The sequence below is a fragment of the Kribbella aluminosa genome (assembly GCF_017876295.1).
In the GTDB taxonomy this organism is placed as follows: Bacteria; Actinomycetota; Actinomycetes; order Propionibacteriales; family Kribbellaceae; genus Kribbella; species Kribbella aluminosa.
Genome location: NZ_JAGINT010000002.1, coordinates 2,856,789 through 2,878,329 on the forward strand (window position 1 = coordinate 2,856,789; position 21,541 = coordinate 2,878,329).

The following is a 21,541-nucleotide window of genomic DNA, read 5'->3' on the forward strand; positions in this document are numbered from 1 at the left end:
GTCGCGGGTGGAATGTGGAACGCTCCCGCTGGGAGGTTGGAGTGGAGTCACACACCACTGCAGGTGACTGCTTCGCCGCGTACGACGTGGCGCTGCCTCAGGTGCGCACGTAGGTCAGCCAGATCAACTAGTCCCGCGCCCGTTGTGGCAGCGATGCCGGGCTTCGGATGCTGTCGAGGTCCAGCAGAGACTTGGCCAATAGCGCGCTGGCGGCGCTCACGGCCACGTCCGGATCCCGACGCCTGATGGCGTCGAGAACCGCTGCATGCGCTGGGGTGGGATCATCGTCCTCGACCAGGTCGTGGACGACCTGGTCGCGCGCTGCCAGGCCTGGTTCGAGCACGATCCTGGTGCGGATCAGCAGTTCGTTGTGAGAGGCGGCCAGGAGCGCGCGGTGGAAAAGGAGGTCGGCCTGGACGGGATCGCCGACGCCGTGGGTCGCCTCTGACATCTGGGCCAACGACGCGTCAAGGGCCTGGAGGTCTGCCTCGGTGCGGCGCAGCGCGGCCAGTCCTGCGGCGGCGGGCTCGATGATGTTCCTCAGCTCGTTCAGGTCGTTGAACAGTTGCTGGCTGTCCTGTCCCTCGAACTGCCAACGAATGACATCGGGGTCGAGCAGGGTCCACTCGGTCCGCGGCTGAACGAACGTGCCCCGTTTCTGGCGGGCGTCGATGAGACCCTTCGCCTTGAGGACCCGCAGCGCCTCGCGAATGACAGAGCGACTGACGTCGAGCTCGGCTTCGAGCGAGGCGATGTCGAGAGTGGCGCCCTGGGCGACCTCGCCGGTCAGGATCCGCCGCCCGAGCTCTTCGACGACCGCTCCGTGGATACCGCGTCCACGGTATCCAAGCTCGGAACCCGCGCCATGCACGTTCGAGGTCACACCGACTCCTTTGAGCTGCTCTGCCACTTTCTCACGACCGTCCGGTCGCTGACTGGCTCCTCGTGAAAGATTACGCGAAGTAGCGCGATTAGATCACTAAAGAAGAAATTATGATTTAATCTTGACGTCAGTGTCCACTGTCCTCCAGAGTTGCGATTGGGCCGCTCCCCGGTCCGGACCAGCATCAGCGGTGACGGAGTCACCGGAAAAGGAGACCCTGATGTCCTTCGAGATCGATCGCCGGCGACTGCTGGGGGGCTTCGGAGCCCTGGGAGCCGCAGCCCTGGTGCCTGGATGTGCCACGTCCGGCGGTGGGAAGAAGCAGGCAGCGGGCGGTGCCGGGGATGGCTCGATCTTGTTGCAGAACAGCGAGTCCAATGACCCCACGAAGTCCGCCACGGAGGCCCTGGTGAAGGCGTTCAACAAGGGGGCCGGATCGGACGTCAAGCTGAACACCGTGGCGGTCGAGACCTTTCGTACCCAGCTGCCCAGCTACCTGAGCTCCAACAACCCGCCCGACGTCTACACCTGGTACGCCGGCTCGGTCGCTCGCCAGTTCGCCAAGAAGGGCGAACTCCTCGACCTCTCCCACGTCTGGGAGAGCTCACTGAGCAACTACTCGCCCGCTCTGAAGAGCTTGTGCACCGACACCAACGGCAAGCAGATCTTCGTCCCGCGAAACTACTACTACTGGGGCGTTTGGTACCGAAAGTCCATGTTCGCGCAGTGGGGCGTCGAGGTTCCGGCGACCTGGACCAAATTCCTGGACGTGTGCAAGAAGATCCAGACCAAGGGGGTGCCCGCGGTCGGCACCGGCCACCAAGGCACCAACGCGTGGATCCTTGCCGGCTGGTTCGACTACCTGAACATGCGCATCAACGGTCCGGACTATCACGTCAAGCTGCTGGCCGGCGCCGACTCGTTCGACTCGCCAAAGGTCACGACGGTCTTCGACACCTGGAAGCAGGCCATGCCCTACTTCGACCCCAAGGGCGCAGCGACCGACTACAACCTTACTTTCACCCAGCTCGCCCAGGGCAAGGTCGGCATGACGCTCGCAGGGTCGTACATCCTCGGAGCACTGCCCGAAAACGTGCTCGGCGACATCGACTTCTTCCAGTTCCCCATCATCGATCCGTCGGTACCCGTGGGAGAGGAAGCGCCGACCGACGGTGTGTTCGCCAGCGCCCGCACCCAGAACTCACGGACGGTCGAGGCGTTCTGCTCCTTCATCGCCCGGCCGGAAGTCCAGCGAGACTGGATCGCCGTTGCCGGAGGCGGAAATCTGCCGTGCAATCCGGGCGCGCCGATTGCCGACGATGTCCATACCAAGAAGGGAAAGGACATGCTTGAGAGGGCAGGTGCGCTGACCCAGTTCTTCAACCGTGACTCAAGCGACGGACTCCAGGAGACCGCGAATGCCGCCCTGGCGGAATTCCTGGCCAAACCCAACGACGCCAAGCGGATCCAGTCGACCTGGGAAGACGCTGCCAAGCGGGTCTTCACAAGCTGATGAGTGCTACAGCCACCATGGGGGACCAGGGCCGCCGACTGAGCGGATCACGGAGGCGGCGCGGCGGCGGTCTGCCGCCGGTCTTGCTCGCCTTCATCCTTGTGCCGTTGTTGGTCGAGGCGACATGGGTTCTCTGGCCGGCGATTCAAGGCTTCTACCTCTCGACCCTCAAGTGGGACGGCATCACCTCACCTGAGTTCGTCGGCAGCAGCAACTACCGGGCGATGATCCATGACCCGGTGTTCCAGACGGCGTTCAAGAATACGATCATCTGGCTGGTGTTGTTCGGCGGGCTGTCGATACTGGGCGGTCTGGGCATGGCAATGCTCCTGCAGCGTGATCGCCGCGGTGTCTCGTTCTATCGCAGCGTGCTGTTCCTGCCCGTTGTGCTGTCGATGACCGCTGGGGCGCTCGTCTGGGGGGTCTTCCTGCAGCCCGATGGCCCGGCGAATCAGGTGCTGAAGCTGCTCGGACTGGGATCGTTTCAGCACTTCTGGCTTGCCGACCCTAAGGTCGCCTTGTACTCGATGACGCTTCCGGCGCTATGGCGTCAGATCGGGTACCTCATGGTGCTGTTCATCGCTGGGCTCAAGGCCATCGACCCGCAGCTCTACGAAGCGGCGCGCATCGATGGTGCGTCGCGATGGCAGGAGTTCCGGCACATCACGATTCCCCAGCTTCGCAGCGTCAACGGCGTCGTGATCGCGGTGACCATCATCGACGCCTTGCGCTCGTTCGACGTCGTCTGGGCGCTGACGCGGGGAGGTCCCTATCACTCGACCGAGCTGCTCAGCACCTACATGTACTCCGAGGCCTTCCAGTCACGGCAGCTCGGCTACGCGTCCGCGCTGGCAGTCGTGATCTTCCTGCTGGCCAGCGCCGTCATCGTCACGCATCTCGTGCGCGCGTTCAGGGAGGACTCCGATTGATCACCATCGACCGAGCAACTGAGCAGACGGAACTTGCCGCGTCACCGGCCCTGCGACGCAAGGCCCGGAGACTTCGAAAGTTGACCGACCTGGCCTTCCACGCAGCGATGATCGCGATCTGTGCGGCCTGGCTGGCGCCTGTCGCTCTCCTGGTGATGGTCTCGGTGCGTACCCAGAACGACATCACCGGAAACGGGCTCGGCGCGATACCCAGTTCCTTCTCTCTGAGCTCGTTCGGCGCCGCCTGGAACGAAGGCGGGGAGAAAGGGGCAATCGTCAACAGCCTCGTGGTCGCGGTCCCGGTGGTCGTTCTCGAGCTGTTCCTGGGGTCCCTCGCAGCGTTCGCACTGGCGCGCTTCGCGATCCCGGGTCGCCGTTCCCTGCTCCTGCTGATGCTGGCCGGCAACCTGCTGCCTCCACAGATCCTGCTCATCCCTATCTACACATTCACCCAGCAGCTCGGCATCTATGACACCAGGCTGGCTCTCATCATCGTCCAAGTGGGCTTCGGGATCGGCTTCTTCAGCTTCGTCCTGCATGGCTTCATGCGCGGCATACCACGGGAGCTCCAGCAGGCTGCACTCGTCGATGGTGCGAGCGTGGTCCAGATTTACGCCCGGATCATCATGCCGCTGACCCGTCCTGCTCTCGCCGCGCTGGGAGCGCTGGCGTTCACCTGGGCGTTCAACGACATGCTCTTCGCGATCACCGTCCTGACGAGCAGCTCGAAGATGCCGGTCACCCCCACCTTGCTGGGTCTGCAGGGCAATTACGTATCTCAGTGGAACGTCATCGCTGCCGGCACGCTCATCGCGGCGGTGCCCACCGTCCTCGTGTTCCTTCGCTACCAGCGCTACTTCATCGGCGGACTCATGCTTGGAGCAGTCAAGTGATCCAGGGCCCCTCTCACCAGTGGTTGCTACAGACCGCAACCACCACTTACTCGGTGAGCCTCGCCGGCCCCGGACTGGTGCTCGACTACTGGGGGCCGACCACGCTCGAAGTGCCGATGTGGGCACCGCCGGATCCCATGCCGGACTTCGAGACCCTGGCCGACATCGCTCCTCTCGAGTGCACCTCCAACGGCACGCGGCACGTGCACCAGAGTGAACTGCTGATCGATCACGGCGACGGCCTTCTCGGCTCCACGTGGGTGTTCGACGGGCACTCGCTGACTGAGGACATCGAGTCCGTCCTCGCCGTACATATGCGCGACGAGACTGGATCGCTTCGGCTCACGTTGCACACCGCAGTCCGACCTGACTCTGACGTCGTACGACGTTGGTCGACCATCCACAACGTTTCGGCCGATCGCGCGGTGACGTTGCGACGAGCGTGGTCGGGAGGCTGGTCGGTCAATGCACCGCACGGCGCACGCCTGAGCTACCTGGCCGGTGCGTGGGGTCGGGAGTTCGACAACCTCCAAGTGCCTCTCCGATACGGCACATTCTCCATCGGCAGCCGGATGGGCGTTACCGGTCATCTGTTCTCACCGCATATGGTGTTCGAGCCCTTCGATGTTCGTGGTGAAGTCTCCGAGGGCACAGCCGCCATCGGGGTAGCGCTGGCGTGGAGTGGGTCATGGGAGATGGTCGCCGAAGCACACGCGAACGCCCGTGCCTGGAGAGTCTCAGCCGGCGTGCAGAGTGAAGCCCTCGCCATCGTTCTCAACCCCGGCGAGTCCTTCCAGACGCCGGAGACGCTGGGCGTCTATTCGGCAGCCGGCGCTGAAGGCGTACGCCGTGCATGGCACCACTACCAGCGCAAGGTGCTGGCCCGGTCGGTGACGCCCTATCACCAACCCGTTGTCTACAACTCGTGGTTCGCTACCAGGTTCGACGTCCGTTCTGACCACCAGCGCGAGCTCGCACGCGTCGCGGCCGACCTCGGCGCAGAAGTGTTCGTGGTCGACGACGGATGGTTCCGCGGACGTGACAGCGAGCGCCGCGGACTGGGCGACTGGACTCCGGATCTCGATCGGATGCCCGAGGGACTGACCCCGCTGATCGAAGCCGTTCAAAAAACCGGAATGCGGTTCGGTCTCTGGATCGAGCCGGAGGGGGTCAACCCCGACAGCGACCTGTTCCGCGAGCACCCCGACTGGGTGTATCGAGCCTGCGACCGCCCCTTGGTGTCGCTTCGCAAGCAGTACGTCCTCGACTTCGGCCGGCCCGAGGTCGTCGAGTGGATCCAGGAGACCCTTCGCGATCTCCTCACGAGCTATCAGATCAGCTACCTGAAGTGGGACATGAACCGCCCGGTGACCGATGGCGGACGCCCAGGCGACGCACGATCGGCGCGTTGGGCGATCGACCACACTCAGGGGTACTACCGAGTCCTGCAGATGCTGCGCGACGAGTTCCCACATGTCACCATCGAAGGGTGCGCCGGCGGCGGCGGCAGGGTCGACCCGGCCGTACTGGCCCTGACCGATGTGGTGTGGCCGAGCGACGAGACTGGGCCCCGCGACCGCTTGATGATCCAAGATGGCTTCCTGCGCGCCTACCCCCAGCACGTCATGAGCAGCTGGGTCACCGACCTGCTCGGCACCAGGGACCGAGCACAGACCTCACTCGGGTTCCGCTTCGTGACCTCGATGGCTGGCGCCTTGGGAATCGGCTCGGATCTGCTCTCCTGGGATCACGAGAAGGTCAAGCACGGTCGTGACCTGGTCGAGCTGTACAAGTCGATCCGCCAGATCGTGCACAACTCCCAGGTACACACGCACGGCGACCCTGGGATGCGTGGATATACCCAGGAGTTCCTTGGAGAGGACGGCACCATCGTTCTGCTCACCTGGGCCGCCGGTCGAGACCGTCCCGCGGATGCTGGCAGGTTCACCGAGTGGCTGCTTCCCGCCCGGCTCTTCCCCAAGACCGTGACCGCCGATCGCCGCTATCGGGTGCGCAGCACGGGGGAGATCTTCACAGGTGCTGTGCTGCGATCGGACGGGCTGCCCATTCCGTGGCTTGTGGCACCGGACGCCGACGTTCTCATCCTTGATCCGCTGGACGAGCGCCCGACGTAACCACCCTCAGCCCACCACGATCGTCTGGCGTACGTGCTGGTGAAGGAGTTCTCGCGGCGACTGTCGCCAGTTTTCGAGAGGACCCGCGGTGGTACCCCGCTGTCTGTTCACGGCGGATGCGCGACGCCGTACGGGTCACAGTCGAAGGAGCGCACCTGTACCGCACCGGTCTCGACACCGTAATCGGTCTGTACTCGGCGAGCGCTTCACACGGCTGGTCCACCGGAACGATCGTTCAAGCCAGGACCGCCTATCTGTCCGCACCATAGCCGTATGACAAGCTTGCTTCTCACGCGTGCCTCCGCGGCCGCCGGCGAGCAGGACCTGGATGGTGCCGTGCGGCCTGGCCGCCACCTGGAGCACCGTCGGCTCACCATCTCGGCCCTCGTGCTGCCGTCATCGCCGCGTTGCTTACTTTGAACGCGGTCCTGATCAACGAACAGACGGCATCCGCTGCACCGACGGGCACCGTACAGATCGACGGGACTGCGCTGTACGTGCAGCAGGTCGGCCCGGCGACCGCGCCGACGCTCGTCCTCATCCACGGTCTCGGGAGCTCCACCCACGTGTGGGACGCCGTGGCGCCGACCTTGGCGAAGTCACATCACGTCGTACTCGTTGACCTGCTAGGGCACGGTCGGTCCGCCAAGCCTGTTGGCGACCAGTACTCGATCGCCAACCAGGCCAGGCTTGCTGGGGATGTTCTGGTCAAGTTGGGTGTTACTCACGCGGTCGTCGTTGGTCCCTCGACCGGCGGATCGGTGGCCACAGCCCTGGCCGAGCAGCGCACCGACAGCATCCTGCGCAAGGCCGCGTCCTCGGCCTTCAGTCGCCCAGGGTTCAAGATTTCGCAGCAGATGATCGAAGACGTGCACGGGATGACCTACCAGGCGCTGACCGCGACCTCTCGCGCGTCGGACGACTTCATCAAACAATAGCCAGTACCGCAGCGGCTGGCGCCACTCGGCGAACCGCTCCTCGTCCTGTACGGAGCCAACGACCACCGTTGGCAGCCGGCGTCGTACACCCAATATCGCCTGGTGCCGGGCGCCCGCATCGAGGCGATCGCCGGCGTCGGTCACTCCCCGATGCTCGAGAACCCCAAGCGTATGTTGTCGCTCATGTTTTCGTTCCCTTGCAGCAGTCGGGCCGAGGTCAGGGCCTTATACGATCAGGGTGTGGGATCGCCTGACTGGGACATCGCCGTACCGCAGGGACGATTGTTGCCTGGGTTGCGGATGGCGCCTTTCGCCGACCGATCGGCCGAGCGGTCGACATCTCGATACTGCCGCATCCGACAGTCACACCGATCCTCGACCTTGGCGACGCAGCCGTCTCAACCCGGTGGGCGACGATTGCGTCCGTGGCGGTGGAGTCATTGGCATGAGCACCGGCCGGCTCCGTGGGCGCGTTCTCACGCTCGACTGCGTGCAGGTGCGGTTGTCCCCGACTCTGGCGTACGCCGTCCGATCTCGTCAGTGAGGCTGTCGCTCTTGACGCGCTCTTGACGCGCTCTGGTGCGCGGAGGTAGAGCGATTGCGCGGTCGTCTTCATACGCATCCGAACTGGGACGACCGGTTCGCGACGATCGAGCCGGCATCGGTCCGACTGTGTCACGATCGACGCCGGGCCAGCCCGGAGATCGCCGAGGCATGGCGCCGGATGTCCGCCTCCGGCGGCCGGCTGCGGGTCGACCGGCTTGCGGACGCGGTCGGCTGGAGCCGAAGACGGTTGTTGAGCCGGTTCCGATCGCAGCTGGGCATCACTCCCAAGCGGGCTGCGCAGCTGGTCCGGTTCGATTATGCGGCGCACCGGCTCGCGGCCGGTCAGAGTGCAGCTGTCGTAGCCGCTGAGTGCGGATACGCCGATCAGCCGCACCTTCAAAGTGACGCGGCGGCCTTCGCCGGACTAACACCCTCCGGCGTCGCGACCGCACCATGGCTGCAGGTCGACCCGATCACTTGGTCGCAGGAGCCGGCGTATTGGGGTTCGTTTCCCAATCCCACGCCGTCAGGCCCTGACTGGGCCTGATCTGCGGTTGTGTGAGCCAGCCGGTCGATCCCTAGATCCTCACGGGCGAGCGAGCGTCCAAGGTCAACGACGAGCAAAGCTTCAAGGTCGCGGCGTACGGTGGCATCCAGTACACGCGGGTGATCGGATCGGGGGTGCTCAGGCGAAGGTTCGCTGCCAGAGATAGTTGTTCCAGTTGTAGGAATTGTCGTGCTTGTCGCTGTAGACGGCGCCGGCGCGGGCTGGTGCGCACGTTGCTGGTGAGATCACGGTTGAAGGATGCCCAGTTGGTGCCGAACACGTTCCAGCGTCGCTCCTTCGTCGCGGTGCACACGCTCTGCCAGACGGCGTTGACCGTCGTCCTGTAACCGGTGGTCAAGCACAACCCGGTCGCCTTGTTCTGGATCAAGTAGAAGCCATACTGCGGATTGCCGGTGGTGCGCCACTGCTGGTACTCGCTTTCGTTGCATTTGGCAACGAATGCGCTTCGGCCTAGTCCTGCGGTCAGGCACGTTCGGGAGTGTTGATTCCACAACCTTGCATTTCGGGGGCCGTGAGGCCCGGCCGTCCAGTACGGCCCCGTGATGCCGCAACGATCGCGCCGGCGGTCAGCAGGGAAACGGACAGGGCCAGGATGCCGGTCCTGCGCTGGGGGTTCTTCATGGAGTCGTTCACCTCTCGTGTGGTGGTTCCGAGACCGAGGACTCTAGTATCGTAGAGGCTCATGTTCTACGATGATGAAATGAACGTGTTGAGTGACGGGCCCTCGTGGCGTTCCTGGCGGGCCGAGATCTGCGAGGCTGCGCTGGATCTGGTCGCTGAAGGTGGGAACAATGCGCTGACCCACCAGGCGATCGACAAACGGCTCGGCGTCGCCCAGGGGGCGACGTCGTACTACTTCCCGAGTCGCCACCTGCTGGTGATGGCCGTCATCACCCATCTGACAACTGTCGCCCGATCGGCGTTCACCGCCGCTGCGGGCGAGAACCCTTCCGATGGCGCTGTCGAGCACACCGTCGACGGCGTTGCAGTTGTCATCGCCGCGCAACTCGACGGCCTGCTCGGCTCACGCCGTCGTGCGGTGCTCGCGCGATATGCCTTGCTGCCCGACGCCGGGCTGGACACAGAAGCTCGGGCGACCCTCGCCCGGGCCCTGTTCAGCCCGGACATGGCCGCACACCTGATGTCGTCGTTCGGTGTGGCTGACTCTCGGGTGGCGGCGAGTGATCTGCTGAGCCTGCTTGAAGGGTTGCTCTTCGACCGCATCTACGGGACCCGCCCCGAGCTCGCTGCGGGAACGCCCGAGAGTATCGAGGACCTGCGTCGGCCGGTCGCGCGCTGGCTGATGGCCCTTCAAGCGGTGTAGGTGGTGCGCGTGCCGATCGGATACTTGTGGAGTGTCGCCGTACCGGCGATCGCGGTCATGCTTGCGCTGGCGCCGCTGCGTCGGACCTGGGCACTGGGGCAGCTGAGCTGGCGTTTGGGCTTTCAGGTGAACGAGCTGCCGTTCCTCGTTGCGTTGTGGGTGACCGCTGCCACCGCGCAAGCCGCCGTACAGGGTGATCTGGCAACCGTTGTCGGTCTGGTCGGCGCGAGTCTGGCAATGTCCACGATCGCCGGGCTTGCGGTCGTCGTACGGCGTTCTCTGCGCGCCGGACCTGTCGTAGTGACCGCGCTTCGCGACGGCCTGGGGGAGGGGTGGGCTGACGATCTCGGGTGGTTGCCGAGGGTCAGCCTGCCGTGGGCGCCGATCGTGCTGGCACCGCTTTCCAGGTGGCCGCGGGACGTCGTGCGGTCGAGGAATCTGGCGTACGGCGATGCCGGGCCGCAGAACCTGCTGGACGTGTACCACCGGAGAGACAGGGGATCCAGCCGTCCGTGCCTCGTCCATTTTCATGGGGGTGGATATCGCCGTGGCCGCAAAAGCCGTGAGGCCCGTGCGCTGATCCTGCGTCTGGCCGCTCAGGGCTGGGTCTGTGTGAGCGCGAACTATCGGCTGAGCCCAAGGGTCGGGTATCCGGCGCCGCTCGTCGACGCCAAGCGCGTGATCGCTTGGGTCCGTGAGCGGGCACCTGAGTACGGCATCGACGCTGGTTCGATCTTTGTCGCTGGTAGCTCCGCGGGGGCGCACCTGGCGGCGATGGTCGCGCTCACTCCTGGGTCGATCTCACTGCAGCCCGGCTTCGAGAATGCCGATACGACCGTCGCGGGGGCGATCTGTCTGTACGGCTTCTACGGCAGCCCGGAGTGGATAGCGTGTGTGGAGGATGCCCCGTCGGCGCCGGTCGAGGAGATTCGTGCGGCTGTGCCGCCGTTCCTGATCGCGCACGGTGACAAGGACTCGTTCGTGCCGGTCGACGGTGCGCGGGACTTCGCGGCGCGCTGCCGTGCTACCTCCGACGCGCCGGTCGTTTACGTCGAGTTGCCCGGTGCACAGCACACGTTCGACCTCTACCACTCGATCCGGTTCGAGTCGGTCGTCAACGGTGTGGAGGCGTTCACCGCGTGGGTCCGGTCGTCGGCCGATGTCGCCTAGGGTTCGTGGTGTGTACAGCAGCGCATTCCTGCCAGTGCCGGCGACGCCCTCCGCTCCCGCTTTGCGTCTTCGCCCGTGGCGTGAGGGGGACATCGATCAACTGATCGAGCTCAGCCGAGACCCTGGCCTGCGGCGCTACACGAGTACCTCGGTGGACAGCGTCGCGGACGGAGTGCGTTGGGTGCAGACCCAGGAGTCGGGGTGGGTGGCCGGCAGGCGGTTCAGTTTCGCAGTGGTTGGCGACGGGCCGAGTACCGAGCGCGTGCTCGGCAACGTCGTACTCAAGGAGTTCGCCGACGACGGGGCGACCGCCGAGGTGGGCTATTGGACCGCGGTGCACGCTCGAGGGCAGAGCCTGGCGCCGCGCGCGCTCGACGTACTGACGGAGTGGGCTTTCGGAGCCTTCGCGGCGCTCGAACGGCTCGTGCTGCGTCATCAGGTGGACAACGTCGCATCGTGCAGAGTCGCGCAGAAGTGCGGCTTCGCCTTCGACCAGGCTCTGGTTCCCGGACCGCCCAGGTTCCCACTTGAAGGGCACCTGCATGTGCGGATGAACGCAACAACCAAGACGTCAACTGACATGGAGAATCCACTGCGATGAACCGGCCCGATGCAGTCGAGACCGTTCGCACCTTGATCGAAGATCGGTATCCCCAGGCCGTTCAGGCGTTGCTCGGGGGCTCCGCGGCCGCGGAGCGGCTGACCGAGACATCGGATCTCGACGTGACCGTGCTGCTGCCCGACACCACGGTCTGCCGGCAGGCGCTGACGTATGCCGGGTGGCCGATCGAGTTGTTCGTCCACACCGAGGAATCCGTACGCCGCTTCGTGCAGTTGGACGCCGCCAAACGGCAGCCATCGATGGCACGGCTCGTCGCGAGAAGTATCCCTGTGCTTCCCGGCGATGGTGGTGCCGTGCTGCGTGCCTACTGCTCGGCGCTACTTGAGGAGGGGCCCGCTCCGCTCAGCGAGGACGAGATGCAGCTGGCGCGGTATATCCTGACCGACCTTCTCGATGATCTCGACGGCGGCGCGTCGAGGCCCGCCATGGACGCTGTCGTCGTCGAGGTGTGGCGCCGTGCGGCCGAGTTGCTGCTGGCGTCCGAGCGGCGCTGGAGCGGGTCCGGCAAATGGCTGGTCCGCGAGATCGAGGCACTCGATGCTGCCGCCGGCAGTCGCTTCGCCACGAGGTTCCACGGGTCGCTCGAGGCCGCTGTCAACGGCCGGCCGGACAACCTCGTCAGGCTCGTAGACGAGATCCTTGGCCGGGTGGGAGGACGCTTACGGGACGGGTTTCGCCTCGTCGCGGCATCAGGTGAGTGACAGGTAGGTCGCGAGGACGTTGAGGCGGTGGAGGTCGCGGCAGAGCGCCAGATATGCCCTGCTGATGTCGTCTGTGTTGCCCTCGTACTGGTCCAATGCTGCGAGCAGATCCGGCTCCAAGCCGTCGGCGAAGGGGGACGGGCACCGCCGGACCGTGTCGAGCATCGAATGACCTGAGGCGTGCAGGGAGGAGACGTCGTCCCGCAGCCGTTCGAGGTACCCGATCAGCCAGTCGATCGCCTGGTGACCGTCGCCGATCGGGCCGTGGCCGGGCACGATCGTGCCGAGGTCGGGGAGCGTCTCCTGCATCCGTCGCAACGAGGCCAGGTACGGTTCCGGTCCGCCTTGCAGCAGCATGGGAGCCGTCCCACCGGAGCACGCCAGCTCTACGATCTTAGAGTAAAACTCTATGATCGTAGAGACCGGGAAGACAAGAGCCGGCTTTCTCCGGCGGCGTGTTCAGTGTCACGTGGTCGGGTCGTCGTCCTCCCATGCGATCGAGCTGATGCGCCAGCCGGCCGGCGTATGGACGAACTGGGTCGACTTGTGGCCGCCACCCTTGAATTGCTCGCCGTTGTCGACGCCCGACTTGCGGTACTCGCTGAACCGGTGTGCGATCGAGCCATAGATCTCGGTCTGATCGCTGACCTCCCACTCGGAGAACCCGGTCAGCGTGCCATCGGTGAGGATCTGCCGGTGGGGTGCGATGAACGAGTCGAGGTCGCAGACGACCGACTGTTCTCCGGTCTGGCTGATGATCGTCGCTTCAGGGATGCAGACCTCGCGGACGCGGTCGGTGCGGGGTAACGGGGCCGTCCGTGTTGGTGAAGGCGCTGAAGAACAGTCGCATCAGCAGGTCGAGTTCGGCCTTGGCGGCAGAGCGCTCGGGGCGGGTGTGGGCGGTGAACATCGAACCCCATTCATGGGTGTTGTCAGGTCTCGTTGCGGAGGGCCTCGAGCCACAATGCGATCGGGCGGCGAAGGTCGTTGAGGCTGGCTCGGGTGCCGGGTGTGATGGCGGCGCGAGCGCCGTACAGACGGTCGAAGAGGAGGCCTTCGAGCAGGCTCAGTAGGTCGCGTGCGGAGCGGGCTGGGCGGGGCGCTCCGAGCGACTTCATCAGTTCGGTGGCCGACTCGAGGCCGAAAAGGCAGACTGCGAGGGCGTTGCGGAGTTCTTCGTCGTCGATGGCGTCCGGGGCAAGTGCATAGCGGGCGAGGGCGTCTCGGCGACGTGGCCCGAGCAGCGTGTCGACGTACTTGGCCATGGAGGCGGCCGCGGTGGCGGTCGTCACCTCGGTCGCACGGCGCTCGGTCTGGGCGGTGGCGAAGGCGTCGCGGGTCACGTCGGTGAGGTGCCTGATCGCGGCCTCGACCAGTTGCTCGCGGGTGCGGAAGTAGTACGACGTAGAGCCCTGCGCGATGCCGAGCTCCCTGTCGATCTTCTGATGGGTCAGGGCGTGATTTCCGCCTTCGGCCGCGAGCGTCAGCGCGGCATCGCAGATCTCGGTGCGGCGACTCGAACGGCGAGGCATGCTGCGCATCCTAATAACTCTAGGATCTCTGAGCCTCGCCGGACGCGCCGCGTGGCTCAGATCCAGCCGGTGGTGTTGATCTTCGTGCTCGCCTGAGCACCGATCCAGGGTTCGTCGACAGCCCACAGCAGGCCGGCGTTGAATTCCGGTACGTCGAAGTCGCACATCACCCAGCCGCCGGCCTCGCCGCGGTCGTTGAAGCACTCCCGATACCAGCTCCCCGACGATTCCTGGTCCTGGATCGTGGCGGCGACGGGATGTCCGTTCGCCTTGGTGTCCTTCACCCAGACCCGATCTCCGTACGCGGCGAAGCACGCCTTCGCGCCGGTCACCGAAACGCACCAGACATTGTCACCCGAGGGCGGCGGTCCACTCGGGACACCGTTGGTTGCGGAGGCGACGCTCGCCGTCCCGGCCGCGATGAGGGTCGCCGCCACCGGAATCCCGATCAGCACACGCACCAGCCTGTTCATCAGTAACTCTCCGTCTTCGTCTTCGACTCACGACAACTCTAATATCCTAGAGTATGGCGCGACGGGCTCTGCCGGGACCAGATGTCGCGGATCCACATCTCGACGTCAGCGGCGGTGCGGGGCATTGCGGCGGACAGGTTCTCGTAGCCGTCGGAGGTGACCAGGACGTCGTCCTCGATGCGTACTCCGATGCCTCGGAAGCGCTCAGGGACTTTGAGATCGTCGGCCTTGAAATAGAGGCCGGGTTCGACCGTGAGAATCATTCCTGGCCGGAGTTCGGCGTCCATGTACTCGCCGCGGGTGGCCAGCGCGCAGTCGTGAACGTCGATGCCCAGATGGTGGCTGGTCCCGGTCACCATCCACCGTCGGTGATATTGGCCGTGGTTCCTGTCCAGGGTGGCTTCCACATCGATGCCGTCGGGTAACAGACCCCATCCGTACAGGTGTTCGGCGATCACCCGGATGGCCGCCGCGTGGATGTCGGAGAACCGGTTACCCGGCTTGACCGCAGCCAGTCCAGCTTCCTGCGCGGCGTAGACAGCGTCATAGATCTCCCGCTGGGTATCAGTGAACTCGCCGTTGATGGGTAGCGTGCGGGTGATGTCAGCGGTGAAGAGTGAATCCAGTTCGACACCTGCATCCAGCAGGAGGAGGTCTCCGAGCCGCAGGTCGCCGGTGTTCTTGATCCAGTGCATTGTGGTGGCGTGGTCACCGGCCGCGCAGATGGAGTCGTAGCCGATGCCGTTGCCTTGATGGCGGGCGTGCAGTCCGAAGACGCCCTCGACCCAGCGTTCGCCGCGGCCCCGGGCCACGGCCTCTGGAAGGTCGGCGATGACGGCCTCGAAGCCGTGCTGCGTCGCCGCGACGGCCTGACGCATCTGCTCGATCTCCCAATCGTCCTTGATCATCCGCATCGTCGAGAGAAAGTGGGACAGCTCCTCGTCCAACTCGAGTGCGAGGACCTCGTGCGCGGCAGGCCTGATTCGCGTCGCCAGCGCAGTGACATCGGGGTCGGCGTCGGGAACCACCCGCAGAGTTACCCGGCCGAGGTCCTTGGCGACGGCGTCTGCGAATCCGTCGATGTGCCGAGCAGTCAGGCCGAGCTCACTCTCGATGTCCTCGATCGTCGGGCTAGCGCCGACCCAGAATTCGCCGTACCGCGTGTCTGCGAAGAACTCGTCTGTATCCCGGTCGGCCAGCGGGCGGAAGTACAGGACGGCCTCGTGACCGCCTTGGTCGCGTGGCTCAAGTACCAGGACTGCGTCGGGCTCGCGGTCGCCGCCGAGGCCGGTGAGATGTGCGAATGCCGAGTGGGGGCGAAAAACGTAATCCATGTCGTTGCTGCGTACTCGGTGTCCGCCGGCAGGGATCACCAACCGTTCGCCCGGGAACCGATCGCTCAGCGATTCGCGGCGCCTGGACGCGTACGGTGCCACCTCGGCCGGACCGGTCGTCGCGGTGCGGCGCGGAGCCCAGTCCTGCCCGATGAAGTTGCGCAGTTCATCGGTGGTGGGACGCGCTCTATTGGCGACCAGTCGTTCACGTTCCTTCGTCATGGGCTCATCGTGACGCCGAGTCCCTCTGGACGGTGCCCAAATCCGACAGTGGCGCGGTTGGGCGTCGGCGGACGGCCGGTGGATGTAGAAAGCGGTCCTGCTATCAGATCATCGGCCAGAGAGGACCTACCGCCATGCGTCTTCGTCGTTCCGCCATGATTGCTGGTGCTTGTGTGGCGCTGCTTGCGCCCGCGGCTCCCAGCATCGCCGTACCCGCTCCGCCACCGCCTACCGCGTGCACTCCGTTCAGCGACACCGCCACGCACCGTACCGACGAACGCCCGAGTTGTCTGAAGACCGTCGTGACGCTGTCCGGCGCACCCGCCGTTGGACACGAGGCAAGGGTCGATCTCGTGGTCGACACCACGGCGACCACCCAACCGGTCAAGCTCGAGGTGACACTTCCGGCCGGCCTGGAGTGGGTGGATCCGCCGGGCGACCTGAGCTCCAGCGTCAGCGCATCGAAGGTACCTGTCAACCGCGGCGAGGTGCATCGGGCCGTAGGACAGGGGCTGGCCGGGAAGGGGCATCCGTGGCGGCTCAGTGGCACGATCCGGGCTGTGGACGCGGGAGCTGCGGAGATCGGGGTGACAGCCACGGCGACGTCCGGAGATGAGGCCACGGCGAGCACATTCGTGACCGTTGGCGCGAAGACGTCCAGCGCCGGGATCGCGGTCAAGGAGGTCGCCCAAGCTGCTCCGGCGGCGAACGGGGCGACGAGGACGTTCCCCCGATACGCTCCGAAGGCCGTCGCCGACTCGTCTGCCGCAACAGTTCCGGCGGCCAAGCCCGCGGCCGCAGAGGCCTGTGCGGCCGGTTCCTGGAACTACGTCGACTACCAAGGGGTCGCACGGGTGTCGGCGAACGCTCGGGTGAAGGTGTACGACGCGGACAAGGGCGGGGACGACCTGCTCGCCAGTGGACTCACCGATGCGGACGGCAGGTACCGACTCTGCTTCGGGAATGTGGACGAGGACGGAACGGGTCAGGACGTCTACGTCGAGTTCGGGACGGAGAACCCGAACTGGGTGATCCAGAACAACGTCTCGAAGAAGGCCTACCGGTTCACCACCAACACCCGTCAAGACGTAGCAAATGGTGAAACGGTCGATTTCGGTGCGTTTCAGCCGGCCGATCCGGCCCTGATGCGCGGCGTCGAGGCCTTCGATACGATCAACACCGCGTGGAACTGGAAACCCGCCAGCAAGTGCTGGGACGCCCGGGACACCAAATGCCGGCAAGGCAAGGTGAACTGGGCCCCTGACTCCACGACATGCTGCTGGTACGACCTGCAGGAGAATGCTGCCTACATCGATGCGAGCACGCCGGACTTCCACGTCATGGTGCTGCACGAGTTCGGGCACGGCGTGATGGACGATGTCTACGAGGACAAGTTCCCCGATTCCCCCAACTGCTCCCCACACTGGTTCGAGAAGGCGAGTTCGGCAGGGTGTGCATGGACCGAGGGCTGGGCCAGTTGGTTCGCGATGACGGTGCTCGACGACCCGCACTACTACTGGCCGGGCGGCTACGTGCTGGATCTGGAGAGTCCTACCTGGGGGACCACGCCGCCGAACTGGGAGAACGGAGACACAGTGGAGGGACGGGTTCTGGGGGCCATGATCGATCTCGGCGACGGCGGCGACCGCAACGAGGCCGGTGACACCTGCAGCGAGGACCCGACCAAGGCCTTGTGGAACACCTTCCTCGACGATGTCTCCGGCAGCTTCGCCGCGTTCTGGGCCGCGCGTGCCAAGTTCGGCTACAGCGTGGGGCCGAACGAGCTCAGCTGCCTGTACCACAACACGATCGACTACCGCTGACAGTCGCAGGTGCACCACGTTCGGGGGACGTGGTGCACCTGCACGCCGTCGCTTGTTAGGTTGCGTCCATGGTGACATTCACGGTCTCCGAAGCCCTGAGCCAGCTGGGTCTCTCGCGCGAGGCGGGCCAGGCGTATCAGGAACTGCTGAGCGGGGGAGTGTCGAACCTCGAAGAGCTGACGACCAGGACGGGCATGTCAGCGGACGCCGTCGGACTGGCTCATCGGGACCTCGTCGATGCCGGTCTCGTCAACACCCTGGAGTCGCCGGACGGGGTCATTGTGCCGCTACCACCGCAGGCCATCGTGGAGATCCTCGGCAGGCACCGTGCGGCGGAGATCGACGAGTCCCGCCTCGCCGTGGCCAGTGCCTTCGAGGCGTTTCGCCGTCGGCAGATGGCCACCAGCAGCGACAACCTCGTAGAGGTAGTGACCGGCTCAGCGATTGGCCCGCGGATGAGGCAGTTGTATACCAGCGCTCGCAAGCAGATCCGGCAGTTGGACTCGCCGCCGTACTATCCGCATGAGGCACTGCGCGACGCGCTGGAGAACCTGGCCCGCGGCGTCGAACAACGGATCGTTTACGCCAGGGAGTCCTTGACCCATCCGGGCAAACTGCATGACGACATCGAGCCGTCCATCGAGGCCGGGGAACAGGCGCGGGTAGCACCGGAGATCCCGGTCAAGCTCATCATTGTCGACGAGACCGTCGCCATGGTGTCCTTCTCCATCCGGGAGGTGGACGTCTTCAACACCATGCTGGTCGTCCAACCCTGCGGCTTGTTCACGGCGCTGGCGGCGCTCTTCGAGCACATCTGGCGGGCGGCGCTGCCGTTCCACGATCGCGAGGTGGACTCGCAGCGGCTGCTCGCTCAGGACCGGCGGCTGCTGGCGTTGCTGGCCGGTGGAGTTTCCGACGAGGCAATCGCCCATGAGTTGGGCGTCAGCCGCCGGACGCTGTACCGGCGGGTCGAGATCCTCGGCGCCAGGCTGGGGGCTTCGACCCGCTTCCAGTTGGCCCTCCTGGCCCAGCGCCGAGGATGGTTGTGACGGAGCCGTCAGGTCACTTCTGCCAGCCGATGTCCTCGAGGCGCCCCCGGAAGAACAGACCGGATCCGTAGTTCGCCAAGCCGGTCTTGACGGCGGTGATCTTCGGCCCGTTGAACAGCGGCAGCACTTCGTACTGCTTGAGCGCCTCGACCTCGAGATCGTTGAAGCGGCTCTCCTGCTGCGCCTTGTCCGGAAGCCTGCCGATCTCCTTCGCCTGCTTGGCGAGCTCGGTGGTCGTCTTGGCATCGCTGTAGCCGGCGTCCGGCGAGCAGTAGAACTGGCAGAACAGATAGAACCCCTCATCGGGTCCGCCGGTCGCCCAGCCGAGGTACAGGGTGTCGTACTCCTTCTTGGCCAGGATGTCCGCGAACTCGGATCCCTTGCGCTGCGGCAGTTCGAGTTCGATACCGACCTTCTTCAGCATCGCCTGCGCGGCCACGCTGACGTTCTTCACGACCGCGGCGTCGCCGATGATCGGCCAGACGAGGTGGAGCCTGGCACCGTCCTTGGTGCGGATGCCGTCCGCCCCCTTGGCCCAGCCCGCGTCGTCCAGAAGCTTGTCGGCGGCGGCCTCGTCGTAGCTGATGCCAGCCTGCTTCAGGTTGTCTCTATAACCGGCCTGGAACGGGTAGAGGACGAACGAACCCGGCAGCTCCTCGCTGTAGTTCATCCCCTCCGTCTTGATCTTCAGGAGCGTCTCGCGATCGAGTGCCCGCTCCACGGCCTGACGGACCCGCGGATCGCTGAACGTCTTCGAGTTGGGGTTGAGGGCCACGAACCCGGTGCTCAGGGCGGCGGACTGACGCAGGTCGATGCCCTGCATCGTCTTCACCTGGGTGTTCGGTTCCTTGCTGCTGGCGTCGACGGCGTCGAGTTCGCCGTTGCGGAAGGCGTTGATCGCGGCTGTCGACTCGAGGTTGCGGAAGATCCGCTGATCCAGTTTGCCGGGCTTACCCCACCACTTGGGGTTGCGCTCGAAGACCACCGTCTTGTCGGTCTTGCTGATCGACTTGATGTGGTACGGCCCCGCACCCCACTCGTCATGCGGGTTGTCGATGTAGCCCTCGTTGAACGTCTTCGGGTTTCCGACCTTCGGGTTCAGCAGCGTGTTGAACTGACCCTGCCACCACACCCAGGGACCGGAGTACGTCACCACGGCCTGCTTGGAATTCGTGCCTGGCTTGACCGAGCTGATGATGTCGTAACCGTCGGTGCTGTTGACCGAGTACTGCTTGTTCTTACCGTTCGACACCTTCCACACCGTCTCGAACGCACGCCAGTCGATCGGTGTCCCGTCGTTGAATGTGGCCTTGGGGTTGATCGTGTAGGTGACCACCCTGTTGCCGTTGACGAGTTGGTCCTTGACATCACTGAGGTAGTCAGGGTTGGGCGACCACTTGCCATCGGGTGACATCAGGCTCAGATTCGCGTTGTACCAACTGAAGAGCTGGACGCTGTCGCTCGTGTAGTCGGCATGGAACGGGTTGAGCTGGTCCGGCGCGCCGCCGTTGGCGGTGGTCAGCGTGCCGCCGTCCTTGATGTTCTCGCGCGGTTGAGGATTGTACTGAGCCAAGGTCGAAAGGCCCTCGCGGTCGATCTTCGGGCCGGATCCCGCAGGACTGTTCGACGAGCACGCGGCGAGGGCGAGGACGAGGAGTGCCCCCACGACCATGCCCTTGTTCTTGAACTTCATGGTGGGTGCCTTCTGTGAGAGTGGTGAGTGGAGGAGCGCCTCAGCGGTGCAGGCAGGCATGACTGTGGTCGGTCCCGCCTCCGATCCCCTCCAACGCAGGCGACACGGTGGTGCACCTGTGTTGCTGCTCGTGGCTGAGGGTTGGTTTGAGCGGACAGCGGCTCGCGAACGGGCACCCGGTCTGCTGCTCGGTCGGGCTGGGAAGCTCACCGGACAGCAGAATCCGGCGGCGTGACCGCTCCACGTCGGGTTCGGGGATCGGTACAGCCGAGAGCAGCGCCTCGGTGTACGGGTGCGTCGGCCTCCCGAACACCTCGTCGACTCCGCCATACTCCACGAAGCGGCCGAGGTACATGACCGCCACCCGGTCGGCCAGATGCCGGACCACGGACAGGTCATGGGAGACGAACAGATAGGACAGGCCGAGCTGGTGCTGGATCCGCTCGAGGAGGTTGATCACGCCCGCCTGGATCGACACGTCCAGCGCGGAGACCGGCTCGTCGAGAACCAGCAGGGAGGGGTCCGAGGCGAGTGCGCGGGCGATCCCGATGCGTTGCCGCTGGCCTCCGGAGAAGGCACCTGGGAAGCGTTCCACGTGCGCCGGGTCGAGTCCGACCAGATCCATCAGGTCAGCTACTCGCGCGTCGATCTCGCGGGTGGGTGCCAGGCCGAAGGCACGGATCGGCTCGCTGATGATCTCGCCCGCGGTGAACCGTGGATCCAGTGCGCCCATCGGATCCTGGAAGACGATCTGCAGCCTGCGCCGCAACCCCCGTACGACGCTCCGGTTCGCAGCTGAGAGATCGATCCCCTGGAATTCGATCCTCCCGCCGGCGTCCCTGGCCAGATCCATGATGGAGAGCAAAGTCGTCGTCTTGCCACATCCGGACTCCCCGACGATGGCAAGTGTCTCGCCGGCCCGAATGTCGAAGCTGACCCCGCGCACGGCGTGCACGGTGCCGATCCGTCGCTTGAGCAGCGCGCCCTTCGTGAGCGGAAAGCCCTTGGTGAGGTCCTCCACCACCAAGACCGAGTCGCGCTGGTCTCGCGGTACGTCGGCGATCGCGCCCGGTGGAATCTCGGGCGGTGGAAAGACCGGGGTCCCATCGATGGAACCGTCGACGATCTCGTGGCTTCTGATGCAGGCAGCCCCGTGGCCGGCCTGTATCTGGAGCAAGCGAGGTTCAATGTCC

General features: G+C 65.2%; 20 protein-coding genes and 1 pseudogene. 13 read left to right on the forward strand and 8 right to left on the reverse strand.

Annotated features, from left to right (window positions below; translation table 11 throughout):
* Window positions 1–127 precede the first annotated feature (127 nt).
* Window positions 128–883, reverse strand: coding sequence for a FadR/GntR family transcriptional regulator (locus JOF29_RS45705; RefSeq protein WP_307863847.1), 756 nt, complete (start codon window positions 881–883; stop codon window positions 128–130).
* A gap of 220 nt (window positions 884–1,103) precedes the next feature.
* Here JOF29_RS45705 and JOF29_RS34965 point away from each other — a divergent pair, with 220 nt between their 5' ends.
* The 6 genes from JOF29_RS34965 to JOF29_RS46190 all read left to right on the forward strand — a co-directional run bounded on the left by JOF29_RS34965 (window position 1,104) and on the right by JOF29_RS46190 (window position 8,384).
* A complete protein-coding gene (locus JOF29_RS34965) occupies window positions 1,104–2,396 on the forward strand; it encodes an ABC transporter substrate-binding protein (RefSeq protein WP_209698632.1) in 1,293 nt (430 codons plus the stop codon).
* Window positions 2,396–3,325: a carbohydrate ABC transporter permease gene (locus JOF29_RS34970; protein WP_245359749.1), complete on the forward strand. Its 930-nt coding sequence runs from the start codon at window positions 2,396–2,398 to the stop codon at window positions 3,323–3,325. The genes JOF29_RS34965 and JOF29_RS34970 overlap by 1 nt, the downstream gene beginning before the upstream one ends.
* A complete protein-coding gene (locus tag JOF29_RS34975; protein WP_245359751.1) occupies window positions 3,322–4,218 on the forward strand; it encodes a carbohydrate ABC transporter permease in 897 nt (298 codons plus the stop codon). The genes JOF29_RS34970 and JOF29_RS34975 overlap by 4 nt, the downstream gene beginning before the upstream one ends.
* A 53-nt stretch (window positions 4,219–4,271) precedes the next feature.
* Window positions 4,272–6,353 (forward strand): alpha-galactosidase, encoded by a 2,082-nt coding sequence (locus JOF29_RS34980; RefSeq protein ID WP_209698633.1) that lies wholly within the window; start codon window positions 4,272–4,274, stop codon window positions 6,351–6,353.
* 407 nt (window positions 6,354–6,760) lie between these two features.
* Complete coding sequence (locus tag JOF29_RS34985; RefSeq protein WP_209698634.1) at window positions 6,761–7,291, forward strand: alpha/beta fold hydrolase; 531 nt, start codon at window positions 6,761–6,763, stop codon at window positions 7,289–7,291.
* Window positions 7,292–8,015: 724 nt separating this feature from the next.
* Window positions 8,016–8,384, forward strand: a complete 369-nt coding sequence (locus tag JOF29_RS46190) for a helix-turn-helix domain-containing protein (RefSeq protein ID WP_372446429.1) — start codon at window positions 8,016–8,018, stop codon at window positions 8,382–8,384.
* 286 nt (window positions 8,385–8,670) lie between these two features.
* Here the strand turns inward: JOF29_RS46190 and JOF29_RS46340 are convergent.
* Window positions 8,671–8,898: pseudogene (locus JOF29_RS46340) on the reverse strand (ricin-type beta-trefoil lectin domain protein); the annotation flags it as partial.
* Between the two features lie 207 nt (window positions 8,899–9,105).
* Between JOF29_RS46340 and JOF29_RS35000 the strand changes: the two are divergent.
* Genes JOF29_RS35000 through JOF29_RS35015 form a run of 4 tightly spaced genes read left to right on the forward strand, consistent with a single transcriptional unit; the run spans window position 9,106 to window position 12,222 of the window.
* Window positions 9,106–9,729: a TetR/AcrR family transcriptional regulator gene (locus JOF29_RS35000; protein ID WP_209698637.1), complete on the forward strand. Its 624-nt coding sequence runs from the start codon at window positions 9,106–9,108 to the stop codon at window positions 9,727–9,729.
* A 9-nt stretch (window positions 9,730–9,738) separates the two neighbouring features.
* Window positions 9,739–10,899, forward strand: a complete 1,161-nt coding sequence (locus JOF29_RS35005) for an alpha/beta hydrolase (RefSeq protein WP_209698638.1) — start codon at window positions 9,739–9,741, stop codon at window positions 10,897–10,899.
* Between the two features lie 10 nt (window positions 10,900–10,909).
* Entirely contained in the window at window positions 10,910–11,500 is a 591-nt protein-coding gene (locus JOF29_RS35010) for a GNAT family N-acetyltransferase (protein WP_209698639.1), read from the forward strand.
* The gene (locus JOF29_RS35015) at window positions 11,497–12,222 is read left to right on the forward strand and encodes a nucleotidyltransferase domain-containing protein (protein ID WP_209698640.1); all 726 of its coding nucleotides are present in this window, start codon (window positions 11,497–11,499) and stop codon (window positions 12,220–12,222) included. The genes JOF29_RS35010 and JOF29_RS35015 overlap by 4 nt, the downstream gene beginning before the upstream one ends.
* Here JOF29_RS35015 and JOF29_RS35020 read toward each other — a convergent pair.
* Window positions 12,211–12,579, reverse strand: a complete 369-nt coding sequence (locus JOF29_RS35020) for a hypothetical protein (protein WP_209698641.1) — start codon at window positions 12,577–12,579, stop codon at window positions 12,211–12,213. The two genes, JOF29_RS35015 and JOF29_RS35020, sit on opposite strands and share 12 nt — an antisense overlap.
* Window positions 12,580–12,747: 168 nt before the next feature.
* On the opposite strand from JOF29_RS35020, the gene JOF29_RS35025 reads away from it, so the two are divergent.
* Window positions 12,748–13,029, forward strand: coding sequence for a hypothetical protein (locus JOF29_RS35025; protein ID WP_209698642.1), 282 nt, complete (start codon window positions 12,748–12,750; stop codon window positions 13,027–13,029).
* 125 nt (window positions 13,030–13,154) lie between these two features.
* Here the strand turns inward: JOF29_RS35025 and JOF29_RS35030 are convergent, their stop codons facing one another.
* Genes JOF29_RS35030 through JOF29_RS35040 form a run of 3 tightly spaced genes read right to left on the reverse strand, consistent with a single transcriptional unit; the run spans window position 13,155 to window position 15,783 of the window.
* Window positions 13,155–13,763 carry a TetR/AcrR family transcriptional regulator gene (locus JOF29_RS35030; protein ID WP_209698643.1) on the reverse strand — a complete coding sequence of 203 codons (609 nt, stop codon included), beginning with the start codon at window positions 13,761–13,763 and terminating at the stop codon, window positions 13,155–13,157.
* Window positions 13,764–13,810: 47 nt separating this feature from the next.
* Window positions 13,811–14,227, reverse strand: coding sequence for a hypothetical protein (locus JOF29_RS35035; RefSeq protein ID WP_209698644.1), 417 nt, complete (start codon window positions 14,225–14,227; stop codon window positions 13,811–13,813).
* Between the two features lie 38 nt (window positions 14,228–14,265).
* On the reverse strand, window positions 14,266–15,783 hold the full coding sequence (locus JOF29_RS35040; RefSeq protein ID WP_209698645.1) for an aminopeptidase P family protein: 1,518 nt from the start codon (window positions 15,781–15,783) through the stop codon (window positions 14,266–14,268).
* Window positions 15,784–15,956: 173 nt separating this feature from the next.
* Here JOF29_RS35040 and JOF29_RS35045 point away from each other — a divergent pair, with 173 nt between their 5' ends.
* A complete protein-coding gene (locus tag JOF29_RS35045; RefSeq protein WP_209698646.1) occupies window positions 15,957–17,606 on the forward strand; it encodes a transthyretin-like family protein in 1,650 nt (549 codons plus the stop codon).
* 68 nt (window positions 17,607–17,674) lie between these two features.
* Window positions 17,675–18,655: a LuxR family transcriptional regulator gene (locus JOF29_RS35050; protein ID WP_209698647.1), complete on the forward strand. Its 981-nt coding sequence runs from the start codon at window positions 17,675–17,677 to the stop codon at window positions 18,653–18,655.
* Between the two features lie 13 nt (window positions 18,656–18,668).
* On the opposite strand, the gene JOF29_RS35055 is transcribed toward JOF29_RS35050, so the two are convergent.
* Both JOF29_RS35055 and JOF29_RS43980 read right to left on the reverse strand, forming a co-directional pair.
* Complete coding sequence (locus tag JOF29_RS35055; RefSeq protein WP_209698648.1) at window positions 18,669–20,348, reverse strand: ABC transporter family substrate-binding protein; 1,680 nt, start codon at window positions 20,346–20,348, stop codon at window positions 18,669–18,671.
* Window positions 20,349–20,388: 40 nt separating this feature from the next.
* Entirely contained in the window at window positions 20,389–21,525 is a 1,137-nt protein-coding gene (locus JOF29_RS43980) for an ABC transporter ATP-binding protein (RefSeq protein ID WP_245360890.1), read from the reverse strand.
* Window positions 21,526–21,541: the final 16 nt, after the last annotated feature.

Coding starts and splice junctions, on each gene's coding strand:
- JOF29_RS34965 (WP_209698632.1), top strand. CDS start 1,104: ATGTCCTTCGAGATCGATCGCCGGCGACTGCTGGGGGGCTTCGGAGCC.
- JOF29_RS34970 (WP_245359749.1), top strand. CDS start 2,396: ATGAGTGCTACAGCCACCATGGGGGACCAGGGCCGCCGACTGAGCGGA.
- JOF29_RS46190 (WP_372446429.1), top strand. CDS start 8,016: ATGTCCGCCTCCGGCGGCCGGCTGCGGGTCGACCGGCTTGCGGACGCG.
- JOF29_RS35000 (WP_209698637.1), top strand. CDS start 9,106: ATGAACGTGTTGAGTGACGGGCCCTCGTGGCGTTCCTGGCGGGCCGAG.
- JOF29_RS35015 (WP_209698640.1), top strand. CDS start 11,497: ATGAACCGGCCCGATGCAGTCGAGACCGTTCGCACCTTGATCGAAGAT.
- JOF29_RS35020 (WP_209698641.1), bottom strand. CDS start 12,579: ATGCTGCTGCAAGGCGGACCGGAACCGTACCTGGCCTCGTTGCGACGG.
- JOF29_RS35025 (WP_209698642.1), top strand. CDS start 12,748: ATGGACGAACTGGGTCGACTTGTGGCCGCCACCCTTGAATTGCTCGCC.
- JOF29_RS35030 (WP_209698643.1), bottom strand. CDS start 13,763: ATGCGCAGCATGCCTCGCCGTTCGAGTCGCCGCACCGAGATCTGCGAT.
- JOF29_RS35035 (WP_209698644.1), bottom strand. CDS start 14,227: ATGAACAGGCTGGTGCGTGTGCTGATCGGGATTCCGGTGGCGGCGACC.
- JOF29_RS35040 (WP_209698645.1), bottom strand. CDS start 15,783: ATGACGAAGGAACGTGAACGACTGGTCGCCAATAGAGCGCGTCCCACC.
- JOF29_RS35050 (WP_209698647.1), top strand. CDS start 17,675: ATGGTGACATTCACGGTCTCCGAAGCCCTGAGCCAGCTGGGTCTCTCG.
- JOF29_RS35055 (WP_209698648.1), bottom strand. CDS start 20,348: ATGAAGTTCAAGAACAAGGGCATGGTCGTGGGGGCACTCCTCGTCCTC.